This is a genomic window from Ochrobactrum sp. A-1 (assembly GCF_022488005.1).
Taxonomy (GTDB): domain Bacteria; phylum Pseudomonadota; class Alphaproteobacteria; order Rhizobiales; family Rhizobiaceae; genus Brucella.
In genome coordinates this window covers 226494-242541 of sequence record NZ_JAKVQC010000007.1, presented here as the reverse complement: position 1 = coordinate 242541, position 16048 = coordinate 226494, and the positions used below count along the sequence as shown (strand labels likewise).

Genomic DNA, 16048 nt, shown 5'->3' with positions numbered 1-16048 from the left:
CCATATTCAGGTACAAGTCAACGCCTCGAAGACCCATCCTTTCCGTCACCAGCGATAAGCGGAAAAGGCGGCGGCCTTTGAGAAAAATGTGACAAACGACAAGGGGAACTACAATGACAACCTTCAAGGGTGCCGTTCAGCGCCTCGGGCTGATTGCGCTTACAGTCATGGGCATATCTACCGGTAAAAGCTTCGCAGACGAGCTGAACATCTATAACTGGGGCGAATATATCAATCCCGCCGTTCTTCAGAAGTTCGAGGAAGAGACCAAGATCAAGGTTAACCTTTCCACCTATTCCTCTAATGAAGAAATGCTGGCCAAGATCCAGGGCGGCGCCAGCGGCTACGACATCGTGTTTCCGTCCGTGCATATGCAGGACATTATGGCCAAGCTCGATCTTCTGGCCAAGACCGACATCAACACCTATGAGGGCTTCAAGAATATCGATCCGAAGTTCCTTCGCGCCAAAAGCGACCCCAAGGGCGAATATTGCCTGCCCTATGCCTTCGGAACTGTCGGCATTCTCTATAACCGGCGCGTGCTCGGCAAGGATATAACCGGCTGGAAAGACCTGCTGGCGACGGTCAAGGAAAAGGGGCTCAAGATTACCCTTCTCGACGATATGCGCGAAGTGCTGAGCGTTGGCCTCATCCTCAACGGCAATTCCGTGAACTCGACCGACCCGGCGCAGCTTCAAAAAGCCGCCGATACAGTGATCGAGATGAAGCCTTATGTGGCCGCTTTCACCTATGATTCCCGACCGATGGTCGGCGCAGGCGATGTTGCCGCCGCGCATTTCTTCGTCGGCAGCATGATCGACGTCTTCGGCAATCCGAAAGACCTCGGCTATGTGATCCCAGAAGAAGGGGGCACCATGTATCAGGAAGATATGTGCGTCCTCAAAACGGCCCCGAACAAGGATAATGCCGTTAAGTTCATGCAGTTCTACACACGGCCTGAAATTGCCGCGCTCAATGTTGCCCAACAGACCAACGGTACGCCCAACGTGCCTGCCCGCCAGCTGACGCTAGACAATATCAAGAGCAGCACGGAAATAAACCCGACCGACGAAACGATGAAGCGGCTACAGATCTTCGAAGATCTGGGTTCCGGCGTTCGCCAGCTCGACCGTGTCTGGACAAAGGTAAAAACGGCACAATAAGCTGTTGTGCCACCCCCAGTCGCAGCAATAGCGACTGGGGCACACCGTGAAAATGTGAGACCTTTTCGGACAGGGTGCACTCAAAAGCAAATAGATCGAGCGGTTCAGATAATTCAATTCTACGGGGAGCCGCTCTGGTGCTCACGGGAGGGGTAAGATTTGGCTAAAGACATCCTCGCACGCCTGCAAAGTGCCGAGTTACGTAAATCCAAGGCCGATAAGCTGATTGCCAGCTTTATTGAGCGCAACATTGCCGATCTTCCATTTGAGACTGCTAAGTCCATTGCCGAACGGCTTGGCATCTCTCAGATGACGGTGGGCCGTTACCTGCGGCGGCTCGGCTTTGATGGACTTGAAGAGATGAAAACGGCGCTCAGGCGCGGCCGTTCCAACCCGGCTTGGCAGGTTAAGGGGCCAGTTGCCCGACTGCAGCAGGATTTTCGCGAAGGCAAATTGCTCGCCGGTCTGGTGCAGCAGCAGATCGAGAATCTCGGCACCGTCTACGAGCTGACCACCCGTCCGGAATGGCAGCAAACCATCGACGCGCTGATAGACGCGCGCGAAGTCTATGTCGCCGCCTATCAGAATGTACGCGGCATTGCGCAATATTTTGCATCGCAGCTTTCCTATTCACGTCCCGGCGTCTCCTTCGTGGACGGGCTGAACGGCACCTATGCTGAACTTCTGGATGGCTCCGTCCAAAACCGTGTGCTGTTTCTGCACGATGTACGCCGCTTCGCCTCCAAGGCGCGCCCTCTGGCGGTCGAAGCGCGCCGTGTCGGCGTGAAGGTGATCCTGCTAACAGACGAATTCTGCTCTTGGGCAAATGAAGTCGCCGACATCGCGCTCATCGTTCCCGGCTCTCACGGTCCGCTCTGGGACGGCGCGGCGACGATGACGGCGATCATGGACCTCATGCTTTCGCATATCATTGTTCTGCTCGGCAGTGCAGTCGACGAACGGGTGCAAAGTCTGACCCGCTTGCAGGATATTTTCGGTGACTTTGAAAGTTAGAGCGGCCCAGTTAAAATGGGGGCGCTGAAACCGCTCTAAATATTAGTTTTATCGCCACGGAATATTCGCCTTCCACCAGGCTGCAGACGATCATCAGATGTGCTGGATGGGACAGTGTCTTTAGTAGGTCTGCCCACTTCACCCCGCGCGCATGGAAAGCTCTGCTGGAGATAGCACGGCCATCATCATTGCCGTTATGTCTTCGGTCATTCCCATACAGCTCCTTCCAATGCATCCAGTGGAAACTTCAGGTAGCGTTTGCCGTTGGCCTCCGGTTCAGGGAGGCGCCCACCGCGTATGTTCACTTGCAGCGCATGCAGGATGAGTTTCGGCATCGGCAACGTCTTGTCCCGCTTGGTTCGTAAGGTAACGAAGGTCTCTTCCGTCATGTCGGCAAGGTGCGAGTTGAGCTTTCTCTGCTCCGCCACGGTGCTTTCCCAACGCGGTGCCCGGCCACCCGGCAGGTAATCATGTCCGGTGAACAGCCGTGTCTCGTCGGGAAGTGCGAGGATTTCCTGGATCGACTTCCACAAAACTCTCGCGTCGCCGCCAGGAAAATCTGCGCGTGCCGTACCGCCGTCTGGCATAAAGAGTGTGTCATGCACAAACGCGGAGTCACCGACAACGTAAGTGATTGAGGCGAGCGTATGCCCCGGCGAAAACATGACCCTGGCATTGATGGAGCCGATCTTGAACGTCTCGCCACTGGCAAACAGCCGATCCCATTGCGAGCCATCGGTAGCAAGCTCGGGCCAATTATAAATCCCCTTCCAAAGCTTCTGGACGTCGATTACATGCTCGCCTATCGCTGTTTTTGCACCGGTTCTCTCCTTCAGATACTGGGCTGCAGAAAAATGATCCGCATGTGGATGGGTGTCGAGAATCCATTCGACAGTCATGCTGTTGTCGCGAACGTAATCAAGAATTGCGTCGGCATTGATCGTCGCCGTCGACCCCGACTTTTCAACAAAGTCGAGAACGGGATCCACTATTGCGCACATAGCAGTTGCCGGATCGGACACTACGTATTGAACGCTCGAGGTTCGCTTATCGAAAAATCCTTTTACCTGCGGGCGACTGTCAGCAAAGCGTCTAAGCCAAGCTGTAGCAGCACTGGTATCAAAGCCGTGTTGGCGTCCGAACGATATCACTTCCTCGACAGACATGCGTTCGTCTAATACCTCGCCGATAAGATGAAGGCTAAGCGAGCGCATACCCGTCTTGCAATGGGCGAGCACCGGACCTTCAGACTTTCTGATTGCCGCCTGAAACGCACGCACGTCAGCTTCAGTGATCGAGTTCAAGGTGACGGGAATGAAAGCATAGGAAAGATGGCATTGATTGGCTGAATCGCATTCGACCTGGTTTCCAGGCTGGTCTGTATCCTCGCCGTCAAGACGGTTGTTGATCAGCGTTTTAAAGCCGCTGCGATGCAGTAAACTGAGCTCGTTCCGATTTAGCTGCGAAGATACCGATAGCTTCTCGGATATTGTGGTGATGGGCATTTTTGCCTCCGATACACATCATTATATAATATATAATAATATATATTGTTTGCTTTTCAAGCGTTCAGTGAAATTTTCCGAAGGCCAGAACACGACTCTGGGAGTCTGCGAAGGAATCGCCTCAACGGCCAGCTTAACTATGAGCGTTGCATCCGCCGCCGATGGAACGACACAAATACTGGTTGCTGGCGATACGCATATTGTGACGGCCAGCGCGCTGGCAATGGCACTCACTGTGGTCATCGGTGACTTGGTCCGCACTGCAATCTGATGGTCTCTGTTAGTTTTTGGTAGCAAGTTGCTTGAAGGGGATTGATCATAGTCAGCGTAAGGCAAGACAATGCGCTCTATAATCTGTTCATTCTGCATGCTGGGGAAATGTTAGTAATGCGACTTTCGATTGAAGATCGAACAAAAACAATCCTTTTAGTTTTGGCCTTCTGCGGGCTTGTGATCGGGCTCGGCTTGCACTTCTTCGGCTACTCATACGGCGCGCGGCTAACGTGGACTATCGCCACCCTGCCTGTGCTGGCGGCTTTGCTCGTCGAAATTCTCCGGAGTTTAGGGCGGAAGGAGTTCGGGCTGGATATCGTCGCGGCGATGTCAATGTCGGCAGCGCTGGCATTTGGGGAAATGCTGGCGGCTTCAATTGTTGCCCTCATGTACACCGGCGGAGCCTTTCTTGAGAGTTTTGCTGAAGGACGAGCGCGTCGTGAGATGCATGCTTTGCTGTCTCGTGCCCCGCGAACGACAATGCGTTATATCGATGATCATCTCGAAGAGACTGCCGTTGATACTGTTCGTCCCGGTGACCGACTGCTGATCCGTCAAGGGGATGTCATTCCTGTCGACGGAAGTATCGCCTCCTTAAAAGCCTTCGTAAACACGTCCGCGCTCACCGGAGAGTCGCTTCCGGTCTCGCTTGCGTCGGGAGCCCATGTGTTGAGCGGATCAACCAATGCTGGCGATGCTTTCGATATTGTTGCCAGACACGAAGCGAAAAATAGCACTTATGCTGGCATAGTTCGCCTCGTAGAAGAGGCCCAGCGTTCGAAGGCTCCTATGTCGAGACTGGCGGATCAGTGGTCTGTCGGCTTTCTGATCGTGACTGTCATGATCGCCTTCACTGCATGGTGGTTCACGGGAGACCCGATAAGGTCGGTAGCCGTTCTCGTCGTGGCGACACCGTGTCCTCTCATCCTGGCGGTGCCCGTCGCTCTTGTTGCTGGACTGTCGCGCTCAGCTCATTTCGGGGTGTTGGTGAAGGGCGCGGGTCCACTGGAGAATATGGCTCGCATCAATACGCTGGTGCTGGACAAGACCGGCACACTGACCGACGGCCGGCCACAGATCACCTCAATCTACCTTGAGCCAGGATTCAGCGAAAACGAGGTATTGCGGTTCGCTGCCTCCCTTGATCAGGTGTCGAAGCATCCGATGGCACAGGCTCTTGTATTGGCAGCTCAAGGACGCGGTTTAGATCTTGTATTGCCGACGGACGTTAGCGAACTGGCAGGGGACGGAGTGGCTGGCCGGGTTGATGGTAGAAGCGTTATTGTCGGCGGACATAGCTTCGTTGAGAGACAAGCCAACGCAAAGCCGATCGAAATCCCTCGTACAGAAGCTGGGGCAGCCGTGGTTGCAGTCGCAATAGACGACGGTATTGCAGGCTATATCGTCATGGCCGATCCGTTGCGCGGCGATGTGGTCGATACGTTACGCGGTTTACGCAAGGACGGCGTAAGGCGAATAGTGCTAGCAACGGGCGACCGCGCAGCGGTAGCTAAACGCATAGCCAAAGGATTGGGGCTTGATGCCATTTACTCCGAACTTTCGCCCGATCAGAAGGTGCTGACCGTACTTAGTGAGCGCAAGAATGGCCCCGTCATGATGGTGGGAGATGGCGTCAACGATGCACCTGCGCTTGCAGCGGCAGATGTCGGCATTGCTATGGGTGCCAGAGGAGCGGCTGCGTCGGCTGAGGCCGCCGACGTCGTTCTTCTTGTTGACAGGATAGACAGGCTTCGCACCGGGATAGAGATCGCGAAGCAGTCGAGACGTATTGCTATCGAAAGTGTTGTGGTGGGTATCGGCCTTTCGGTTATCGCCATGATAGCGGCAGCGTTCGGTTATCTGTTACCTGTCCAAGGTGCATTGCTCCAAGAGGTGATTGATGTTGCGGTTATCCTCAATGCGCTTCGGGCGTTGAGAATCTCACCAACCATCGGCTGAACAACGTCGCAGTATACCAGAATATGAAAATGGCGAATAAACTGCCGACCGCCTCACGTGGTATCACGCCTCTCTGAACCGCCATGACTGCGTGCGCTTCAAAAGAAACCGTGACACCGCGAAATAGGCCAGGCGGGCAATCACATTGGTATAGAATATCATCATGCCCATCGCCGCGGCCGGGGCCACATCTCCTGCATCATCCATGTTGAGAACGGCAATCGAAGCAAGTGCAGTATGTGCCGAGTAGAGAAATACTACCGCCGATACGGTGGTCATGGCATTGACGAACAGATAGAGTGAGACATCAAGAATGGCAGGCAGGCAGACCGGCACAGTCACTCGGGCGAACAGTTTATAGAATGGCTGTTTCAGTGAAGCCGATACGGCTTCAAACTCTGAATCCATCTGCTTCAATGCCGTGAGTGCTGTGAGATGCGCGACGCTATAAAAATGCGTTACCGTGCAGATGACAAGTATGGCCATGGTTCCATAAATGCCATGAAGCGGATTAGCCGGATTGTTGAAGAAGAAGATGTAGGACAAGCCCAGCACCATGCCCGGCACAGCCATTGGCAGCATCGCCAGAAACTGGAACAGCATCCGCCCCTTGAAAAAGCCATCCGTTTTTTCTACGGCATATGCGCCGACGAATACAATGATTGTACCAATGATCGCCGTCAGGAAGGCAAGCTGGATCGAGTTGGCATAGGCCGCCCACCCTCCACCATCCATGCGGCTGAAGTCGAAGTTGCGTAGGCTCAACGTCATGTCGTAGGGCCAGAAATTGACGACGGCTGCCAATTGGCACACAGCCATCAAACCGACGATGAAAATGGCGATCAGAGTGCAATAGAGAAGGCTCAGATTGTCGGCAACCGGCTTCTTCTTCGGCACCAGCGGTACGGCACGGGCAGACAGAAGGGCGACCTGTTTGCGCTGGATGGCACGATCGACAACAAAGGCGACGATGGCCGGAAACAGCAACATGACCGATACCACCGCACCAATCTCGAAATTCTGTTGGCCGATGACCTGTTTGTATATGTCGACGGCCAGCACATTGAATTGCCCCCCGATGACCTTGGGCAGGCCGAAGTCGGTAATCACCAGATTGAATACAACGAAAGCAGCCGAGATCAGACCATAGCGGGCTCCCGGAACGGTTACGGTCCAGAATGTGCGCCATTTTGAAGTGCGCAGAGCTTCCGCCGCTTCATAATGGCGGGCATCAGAGACGGCGAGCGCCGTCGATATGATCATTAATGCGTGTGGAAAGGTAAAGAATACAGACCCGAGCACAATCCCCAATGGTCCATAGATGGGTACGCCAAAAAGCAGTTCCCTCAATATGCCCTGATTACCGAACAGGTAGATGAGCCCGATCCCCGGCAACAATGACGGAACAAGAATTGGCATGACCGCGATCAGCTTGAAGAGCCCCTTGAACCGCATCTGCGAACGGTTGAGCGCATAGGCGAAACCGAAGGCGAGCGTCACAGTCAGGATCATGCTGGCGACCGCAATCAGAAAAGAGTTCTTGATCGATAGAAACAGCGTTGGCGATGAAAAATAGGTCCGGTAGTTTTCGAGGCCTCTTATCTGCGACGGAACCAGCATGACGCGCCGGAAAGTATTGGAATCCATCTCCTGCCAGGCTTCACCTTGATGCGGCGTCGAACCGATCAGGAAGCGCGCATCCGGTGTCAGACCGCGCATCCGGTAATGTTCCGGCCCACGGAAGCTGAAGTCCGGAAACAGATCCGTTGGCGACAACCGACCGCTATTGGATGTAGCGAGGTCATCGGGCTTGAGGACGTCAAGCGCTTCATTCAGCGCGGAAAGCGTTTGAGGGTCTTGCCAGTTTCCTTTTCCATCGCCGACCTGAACTTCAAAATTGCCGAGCTGAAACTGGTAACTGTTGAAAGACTTGGTCAGCATGACGTAAAGCGGCGCGGCCAGTGTCATGAGAAGATAGAGACCGATCACCAGCATCATGCCGCGCTTGATCCAGTCATCCGTGCTGACTTTACGGAACAGAGCTTTTCGTGAAGCGGCTGGCATGGCCAGATGATCGCTGACTGTGCTCATTTATTGCGCCCTCTTGCCGAAGACCAGCATACGGCTCTTGGGGAGCTGAACCAGGATAGACATGCCTTCGGCCAGCCGGAGACGCCGCTCGGCATTGACGGAAAAATCTGCAATCAAAGGCTGGTTCTGAAGATCGGGACTGCGCATATGCGTGCGCCAGAACGATCCCAGGAACTCCATGGATTCGATCTGCACCTCGATCAGGTTCTCGCCATTTTCGGCAAAAGACCGATCGTCGATCAAACGACCGTGGGGGACGATGTCGTTGGGACGAATGACTGCGACCGCTTCAGAACCGGCGGGCAGATCGTGATCATGACAGTGGAGAGAAAACCGCCCTAATCCGACCGCGCCTTCATTGCCGACCACAACCGGATACTTGTTGGTTTCGCCGATGAAGTCGGCCACAAACAGCGTATTTGGCTGGCGGTAAACCTCCAGCGGCGTTCCGATCTGTTCGATTGCGCCGCCGTTCATCACGACAATGCGGTCAGCGGTCGCGAGTGCTTCTTCCTGATCATGGGTGACCATGATCGTGGTGACGCCGAGCTTGCGCTGCAGTTCCTTTATTTCATGCCGCAGATGAACCCGAACCTTGGCATCGAGCGCCGAAAGCGGCTCGTCCAGCAGAAGAAGACCCGGCGAGATTGCAATGGCGCGCGCCAGAGCGACACGCTGTTGCTGGCCGCCCGAAAGCTGGGCGGGATATTTGCGCGCCTGATCAGCCAGACCGATCAGCTCAAGCAATTCTTCAACGCGTGCCTTGATCTCGGCGCGCGGACGCTTCCAGTTTTCCAGCCCGAAGGCGATATTCTTCTCGATCGTCAGATTGGGGAACAAGGCATAGGACTGGAATACGATGCCGTAATCCCGTTGTGAGGGAGGCAGGACGGAAATATCCCGCCCCGCCTGCCGAATGCTGCCGCGCGTTTGCAGATCCAATCCGGCAATTGCCCGCAGAAGTGTGGTCTTGCCGCATCCGGAAGGGCCGAGAAAGCAGATGAACTCACCTTCGCCTATTTCAAGATTGATGTCTTTCAGAGCCTGAAAGTCCCCAAAATTTTTCCATAGGCCTTCAATCTGAAGGTAATCCTTGCGAACTGGATGTGCGGGAGCGGCTGAATATAACGTGTCGTTAAACGGCGCGGACTCCGAAGCGGTATCGTTGTTCACACTTAAATTCCTCTGGATGAGCATATGTTTCTCCCATGCGGATCTGGCAGTACACGGTTTACGCCGCGGCAAAGCATTGAGCTGGCTTCACGTATTGCGCGGCGCAAATCGACTTTCGTTTCTGCAGAAAGTGCTTCAGCCTTTGGATTCGGACTTGGAATCGTAGCGTTTCGTCCACTCATCCAGAATTGCCTTCCGATTATTGGCGGCCCATTCCAGATTGTTATCGATCATCTTGGATTTGAGATCGGACGGAATATACTCCACCGGCTTGGCGACGCCTGGTAGGGCCACCACAGCGAAACTCTGGTTGAGAGCTTCCATCGCATTGGTGGTCAGCGTCCAGTCCATGAGAGTCTGGGCAGCTTCCAGATTGGGTGTACCTGCCATGATCGCTACCGCTTCCGACTCCCAGCCGGACCCTTCCTCGGGGAAAATGATATCGATCGGCGCGCCCGCCTTCTTGACCTGCGATGCAGGGAATTCAAACGAAATACCAATCGGTATTTCGCCGGCTCCTGCCATCTTGCACGGCTTGGAACCGGAATGGGTATAATTGGCAATATTGGCGTGAAGGGCGTCCATAAAACTCCACCCATTCTTCTCGCCGAACATTTGCAGCCAGGACGATACATCAAGGAAGCCGGTTCCCGATGAAGCAGGGTTCGGCATCACCACGTGCCCCTTATATTCCGGCTTGGTCAGGTCCGCCCAGCTCTTTGGCGGCTTCAGTCCAAGCTTTTCCGCTTCAACCGTATTGAAGCAGACGGCGGCGACATAGGCATCGAGCCCGATCCAACTCGTCGGGCGATCCTTGTCCACGAAACGCGGATCAAGCTTGTCGACCTCCTTCGGCGTATAAGGCTCCAGCATTCCTTCGCTTTTCAGAACCAGCAATGACGTGGCAGCAATCCCCCAGATGATATCGGCCTTGGGATTGTTTTTTTCCGCCAGCAACTTGGCGGTCATCACACCGGTGGAATCGCGCACCCAGTTGATCTTGATATCCGGATGGTCCTTGTTGAAAGCGTCGGCGAAACGCTGCAGATCGACAGCCTCGAACGCAGTATAGACCGTCAGTTCCGACTGTTGAGCCTGCGCGCCGTAGGGCAAGCTCAGGGCAGTCACGAGCGATAATATGAAAGCACCTTGTTTCAACATGTGAAATTTCCCCATTTTCAGCCTTTGGCGGCTTGGTTTTATGTTCCCTGTCTGATGGATCTCAGACTTTTCCTCTTTTTGAGCAGTATAGTGTGGAGTCAGGTTGAATAAGTAAAATCTATTTATCTTATGAATTCCAAGGCAGAACTTATACCAAAGTCCGTTGAGTGAAACTCATTGGACTTTGGTTAAGCCCGAGTGGCGATTAAACTTTTTCAAGGCGTGATGCGTAGCATCTCAGCGCCTTGGTATTATAGCGGCGATCAGCGGCTACTTGCCGCGAGAATAGCTCCTTCGATGATATCCAAAGCCTGATCCAGCTCGGTTCGGGTGATGATCAACGGTGGCGAAAGCGTCAGCACATTGCCCTGGCTGATCTTGAAACTGACGCCACCATCAAGGCAACGATAGTAAACGGCTTCCGCCATTTCATGATCGGGCATCCGTGTGTCGTGGTCTGTCACCAGCTCCAAACCGAACAACAATCCCCGCCCGCGCACATCTCCGACACGATGACAACGGGCCTGAAGCGCACGCAAACGGCCCATCGCATAAGCGCCAAGCTCTGCCGCGCGCTCCACCAGGCCCTCCTGTTCAATGATCTCAATTGTCGTGAGCGCTGCACGAGCCGTGACGGGATTCTTCTCATGCGTATAGTGACCGATCGCAAAGTCGCCGCAAACATCGAGATCGCGACGAACGATGGTGCTGGCAATGGGAAGCAACCCTCCGCCCAGCGACTTGCCAAGAACGATCATGTCAGGTGTAACGCCGTCATGATCCGACGCAAAGAACTTGCCCGTCTTGCCCAACCCGGTCGGTATTTCGTCGAAGATCAGCAAGGTTCCGTGCCGGTCGCAAGCCTCGCGCACCTTCTTCCAGAATCCCGGTGGTGGCGGATAGGGCGTTGCACGCATGGGTTCGGCAACGACAGCCGCGATATCGCCTTCCCGCTCCAGCACAAATGACACAACATCGGCGCAGGCAATGCCGCAACTATCCGGACTCTTGTGCTTATAGTGACAGCGATAGCAGGCAAAAGGCGGCACATGCTCCGTTCCCGGCAGCAGCGGCCCGGCAATACCGGACCGGAATGTCGCCTCGCCGCCGACCGAGGATGCTCCAAAGCCTGCACCATGAAAGGCATCCCAGAAGGACAATGTCTTGAAACGTCCCGTGGCGGCGCGCGCGACCTTCAGGGCGACTTCGATGGCATCCGATCCTCCCGTTGTAAACAGCACCTTGTCCAGATTGCCGGGAGCAAGAGTGGCCAGTTTTTCGGCGAGCAGCACGGCAGTCTCGCAAGTGAAACGACGAGGCGCAAAGCAAAGCTCGTCCATCTGTTTCTTCACGGCTTCAATCAGACGTGGATGCGCATAGCCGATATGATGAGCGCTATTGCCATGAAAATCCATGAAGCGCCGTCCATTGGCATCCTCGATCCAGATGCCTTGCGCCCTGACAATCGCCGTCAGACATGGGCTGGACAAACTTTGATGCAGGAAAATATCAGCGTCGCGGTTCAGCAACTGCTGCATGGCTGGACTGTTTTTCTGCTCTTGCCAGCGCTGGCGGGCCTGCGAGCGATTGGATTCGCCTTCCGTATGCACCGCCAGTTTCATCAGCGTCCCCTTCCCGATGCTTCAGCCTTCGTGCTTTCTCGCCTATGCTTCCCCCTTATTATGTTTCCCCCGCCTATGTTTCCCAAGGCAGCGAGAACGTCTTGACGTTGGTAAAGCTCTTCATGGCTTCGATCACACCTTCCTTGTAACCGTTGCCGGAATCCTTGATGCCTCCAAACGGAGACATCTCAATCCGATATCCCGGGACTTCCCAGATATTGACGGTGCCGACTTTCAAACCCCGGATGTATTTCTGCATGCGGCGATAATCATTGGTGCAAACGCCGGACGACAAGCCAAAGTCCGTCGAATTCGACAAAGCGATCAGGGCATCGTCATCTTCCGGTGCGCGGATGATCGGAATGACGGGGCCGAAAGTTTCCTGCATGACCAATTCCGAACCATGGGGAACTTCGTCCACAACGATCGGTGGCAGCAATGCGCCTTGTCTGCCGGGGTCGTAGAGTACCTTTGCTCCCTGTTCGGCAGCCGAATAAACAAGCTGCTCGAAACGCGCCGCAGCCTGTTCGTGCACGACTGTGCCTAGCTCGGTCTGTGGGTCCATCGGATCGCCGAAGCGGATTTTCTTCGCCCGTTCCAGGACCATCGGCACGAAACGGTCCGCAACACTGCCCTGACAGAGAATGCGTTTCACCGCCGTGCAGCGCTGGCCGGAATTCTTGGTCGCGCCGGCAACCGCCAGATCGGCGGCCTTGGCCAGATCATCGTCGCTCAGATCGTTGAGAATGATGAGAGGATCGTTGCCGCCAAGCTCCAGCACCATCCGCTTGTAGCCCCCGGTACGGGCGATCATCTTGCCCACCGGAACGCCACCGGTAAAGGTGATGAGGTCAATATCGGGGTTCGTAATCATTTCCAGCCCAATATCGTTGGGCAGGCCGGTGACGACCGACAGCATCTGCGGCGGCAAGCCGGCTTCATACATGATGTCGCACAACAGCAGAGCGGTCATCGGTGTCAGTTCGGTCGGCTTCACCACGACGCAATTGTTCGTGGCAATTGCCGGCGCAACCTTATGAGCCACCATGTTCAGCGGATGATTGAATGGTGTGATCGCGGAGATTGCCTGCAACGGTTCGCGCGTGGTGAAAATCTTGCGCGCCTTCCCGTGCGGTGTCAGATCGCAAGAGAAGATTTCACCGTCGTCATGCAAACACATCTGTCCCGAAAGGGTGAAGACATCGTAAGCGCGCCCGACTTCATAATAGGCATCCATCTTCGAAATACCGAGCTCTGAGGTAATCAGGCTGGCCATTTCCTCCTTGCGCTCGACCAGCAGTTCGGCAGTGCGCAACAGGATTTTCTGCCGTTCATACCGAGTGAGCTTCGATTGGTAGGACGCTGCAATCCTGAAGGCTTCGCGCGCATGCTCTGCCCGACCTGCAGGGACAGTGCCGATCACCGCATTCGTATAGGGATAATGCACATCGAATGTCGTATCGGCATCAACCTTGCGGCCAGCGATACGCATCGGCTCGTGTCGTGTCTTGATCTGTGTTTCAGGCTTGACCATGGCGTATTCCTTCATCGGCCTTTGGAGTATCACGCGTGCGCAGCCGCAGTGACAGCGTAAAAGAATGCATCGAAGTTTCGCAAAACAGGCGCATTCGGCAAGTCCGGCATCTGCCGGTTGACGATGAAAGGTACGTCCTGCTCGGTCAGCCCGCCATGCGAACGCAAAGGTTCGTTGAGCGCAGCCAGATCGTGTCGATGTTCGCTGGTACCGATCGCCTTGTTGACGGTCGAAACCAGAACAATGTCACCAATACGGTCAGCAGGCAGTTCGAAGCGCTCAGCAGCAGCCGGATTATCCAGCACGACATCTATGCCTTCAATCCCTGCAAGGCGCTTCATGATATTGGCAATATCCGTGCCTTCAGGCAGATAGGCGGTAGCAAAAGAACCGAGCGCACCATGGTGGACGACATAGGGATCGGTGATCGGCAGGATAACCCGGGCGGTATCCTTGCCAAGCCATTCGTCAAGAATATCTTGAACATAAACCACATCTGGCGAACCATCGGCCTTATGCTTCGGCTTCATGCCGTGATCGGCTGTCACCACGATTGCAGCGCCAAGCGCATCGAGTTCGGTCAGATATTTGTCGAACATTTCATAGAAGGCATTGGCTTGCGGGGTGCCAGGCGCATATTTGTGCTGCACATAGTCCGTTGTGGTGAGATACATCACATCCGGGCGGAATGTCTGCAGCAGCTTCACGCCAGCAGCAAAGACGAACTCCGACAATTCTGCCGAATAGACTTCCGGCACGGGCATACCCAGCCACTTCGAGGCATTGTCGATGCCATTTTCCGCCTTGGTCGTCGTATCCGAGCGTTCTGCCGAAAAGCAGACGGCACGTTCATCATCGAACTGCAATCCCGCCCCCAGAAGGGCGCGCAGCTTGTCTTTCGCGGTCACGACCGCAACTTTGGCACCGGCATCGTAGAAGCCTTTGAAGATGGTCGGTGCGCGGAGGAAACGTACGTCGTTCATCATCACTTCCGTCCCGGTCTCGCGGTCATAGAGATAATTGCCGCAAATCCCGTGCACAGCCGGCGGGCGCCCGGTCGCGATGGATAGATTATTCGGGTTGGTAAAGCTTGGGATGACGCTGTGAGCGGTGCGTACAGCGCCAGTCTGCTTGATCCGCTTCAATGTCGGCATGAGCCCCGCGGCTATTGCTTCATCCAGATAGGCGGGTTCGCAACCGTCGAGGCAGATGGCGATCGCCGGAGCCTTGGGCCAGCTATAGTCGCGGTCGTTCACCGTAACAGTCAGATTGGTCATCTTATTCACGTCGATATCCTTTGCGGGCCGGGTCCAAACCCGTTTGTGTTCCAAAATCTATGCGGCGAGTTTCGCTCTTTCATCGAGAGCCGCAGCCGGTGGCACAGCCGTGTCGACACCCATGGCATCAAGGGTTTCCCGTGCGGCAGCGACAACCTTGCGCATGACAGCCGCATCCATCCGGCCGATGCAGCCGATACGGAAACTTTCGACTACCGTCAGTTTTCCGGGATAGATGATGAACCCCTTGCTTTTCATCAGTTCATAGAATCTGTTGAATTCGAAATTCGGGTGGGCCGGGGTGAAGAACGTCACGATAATCGGCGACAGCCAACGGTCGCGCAGCAGGGTTTCAAAACCGAGCTCGCGCATTCCCGCGACCATGACATCGCGATTTTCGGTGTAGCGAGCAAGCCGGCCCTTCGCGCCGCCTTCCACCTCATGCATACGCAACGCTTCCATGAAGGCGGCAACGACATGGGTTGGCGGTGTGTAGCGCCATTGGCCTGTCTTGTTCATCGCGATCCATTGCGCATGAATGTCCAACGAAAGGGAATGGCAATTGCCCTTGGAAGCCTCCAGCTCGCTCTTTCGGGCAATAGCGAAACCAAAGCCCGGCACCCCTTCGATGCATTTATTGGCAGAGGAAACCATCGCCTCATAACGGATGGTGCCGACGCTGAGATCGATCGCACCGAAAGCACTCATCGAATCCACCAGCAATTTGCGACCACGCGCATAAACCACTTCGGAAATTTCGCCGACCGGATTGAGAATGCCTGAACTAGTTTCGCAATGCACGACGATCACATGCGTGATGGCGGGATCTGCATCGAGAGCCGCTGCCACTTCATCGCCGCGCGGCGGCAGATAATCACCTTTGTCGATTACGCTGTAAGCTCGCCCCAGATATTCCAGCGTCTGCGCGATACGCTGACCATAGGCTCCATTTATCAGAACCAGAATCTTGCCGTCGCGTGGCAGGAAGGTACCCAACATCGCTTCAACCGCGAACGAACCGCTTCCCTGGATCGGAACGCAATCAAAATCGCCCCTCCGGTCTCCCGCAATTTCCAGCAGACGCTGACGCATTTCCGCCGTCATGCCGCGAAAATCACCGTCCCATGAGCCCCAGTCTCGCAGCATTGCCTGCTTGACTTCGGTAGCGGTCGTCAGCGGTCCAGGCGTCAAGAGATATGGCTCACCCAGAACTGGGGGATCAAATCGGGGCGCAATGACTTTGTTGTATTCCACCATTTATGTCCTCCACACAGTC

General features: G+C 55.0%; 12 protein-coding genes and 1 pseudogene. 4 read left to right on the top strand and 9 right to left on the bottom strand.

Going from position 1 to position 16048, the window contains the following annotated elements:
* Positions 1-113 precede the first annotated feature (113 nt).
* Positions 114-1163: a polyamine ABC transporter substrate-binding protein gene (locus MKS82_RS19100; RefSeq protein WP_109989327.1), complete on the top strand. Its 1050-nt coding sequence runs from the start codon at positions 114-116 to the stop codon at positions 1161-1163.
* A 159-nt stretch (positions 1164-1322) separates the two neighbouring features.
* On the top strand, positions 1323-2177 hold the full coding sequence (locus MKS82_RS19095) for a MurR/RpiR family transcriptional regulator (RefSeq protein ID WP_109989326.1): 855 nt from the start codon (positions 1323-1325) through the stop codon (positions 2175-2177).
* A gap of 55 nt (positions 2178-2232) precedes the next feature.
* Here the strand turns inward: MKS82_RS19095 and MKS82_RS19090 are convergent.
* Positions 2233-2363 (bottom strand): annotated as a pseudogene (locus MKS82_RS19090) (transcriptional regulator); the annotation flags it as partial.
* Positions 2364-2383: 20 nt separating this feature from the next.
* Positions 2384-3682, bottom strand: coding sequence for a bifunctional sulfur transferase/dioxygenase Blh (gene blh / locus MKS82_RS19085; RefSeq protein ID WP_109989325.1), 1299 nt, complete (start codon positions 3680-3682; stop codon positions 2384-2386).
* 139 nt (positions 3683-3821) lie between these two features.
* On the opposite strand from blh, the gene MKS82_RS29550 reads away from it, so the two are divergent.
* Positions 3822-3953, top strand: a complete 132-nt coding sequence (locus MKS82_RS29550) for a hypothetical protein (protein WP_276313411.1) — start codon at positions 3822-3824, stop codon at positions 3951-3953.
* 116 nt (positions 3954-4069) lie between these two features.
* Positions 4070-5914 carry a heavy metal translocating P-type ATPase gene (locus MKS82_RS19080; RefSeq protein WP_109989347.1) on the top strand — a complete coding sequence of 615 codons (1845 nt, stop codon included), beginning with the start codon at positions 4070-4072 and terminating at the stop codon, positions 5912-5914.
* Positions 5915-5977: 63 nt separating this feature from the next.
* Here MKS82_RS19080 and MKS82_RS19075 read toward each other — a convergent pair whose 3' ends face one another.
* The 7 genes from MKS82_RS19075 to MKS82_RS19045 form a co-directional block, all read right to left on the bottom strand.
* A complete protein-coding gene (locus MKS82_RS19075; protein ID WP_240579176.1) occupies positions 5978-8005 on the bottom strand; it encodes a putative 2-aminoethylphosphonate ABC transporter permease subunit in 2028 nt (675 codons plus the stop codon).
* The gene (locus tag MKS82_RS19070) at positions 8006-9178 is read right to left on the bottom strand and encodes a putative 2-aminoethylphosphonate ABC transporter ATP-binding protein (RefSeq protein WP_286166684.1); all 1173 of its coding nucleotides are present in this window, start codon (positions 9176-9178) and stop codon (positions 8006-8008) included.
* 135 nt (positions 9179-9313) lie between these two features.
* Positions 9314-10339, bottom strand: a complete 1026-nt coding sequence (locus MKS82_RS19065; RefSeq protein ID WP_109989323.1) for a putative 2-aminoethylphosphonate ABC transporter substrate-binding protein — start codon at positions 10337-10339, stop codon at positions 9314-9316.
* A gap of 263 nt (positions 10340-10602) precedes the next feature.
* Positions 10603-11961 carry a (R)-1-hydroxy-2-aminoethylphosphonate ammonia-lyase gene (pbfA, locus tag MKS82_RS19060; RefSeq protein WP_109989322.1) on the bottom strand — a complete coding sequence of 453 codons (1359 nt, stop codon included), beginning with the start codon at positions 11959-11961 and terminating at the stop codon, positions 10603-10605.
* 73 nt (positions 11962-12034) lie between these two features.
* On the bottom strand, positions 12035-13495 hold the full coding sequence (gene phnY / locus MKS82_RS19055; RefSeq protein ID WP_109989321.1) for a phosphonoacetaldehyde dehydrogenase: 1461 nt from the start codon (positions 13493-13495) through the stop codon (positions 12035-12037).
* A 29-nt stretch (positions 13496-13524) separates the two neighbouring features.
* Positions 13525-14772: a phosphonoacetate hydrolase gene (phnA, locus tag MKS82_RS19050; protein ID WP_276313445.1), complete on the bottom strand. Its 1248-nt coding sequence runs from the start codon at positions 14770-14772 to the stop codon at positions 13525-13527.
* A 57-nt stretch (positions 14773-14829) separates the two neighbouring features.
* The gene (locus tag MKS82_RS19045; RefSeq protein WP_240579175.1) at positions 14830-16029 is read right to left on the bottom strand and encodes a 2-aminoethylphosphonate--pyruvate transaminase; all 1200 of its coding nucleotides are present in this window, start codon (positions 16027-16029) and stop codon (positions 14830-14832) included.
* Positions 16030-16048: the final 19 nt, after the last annotated feature.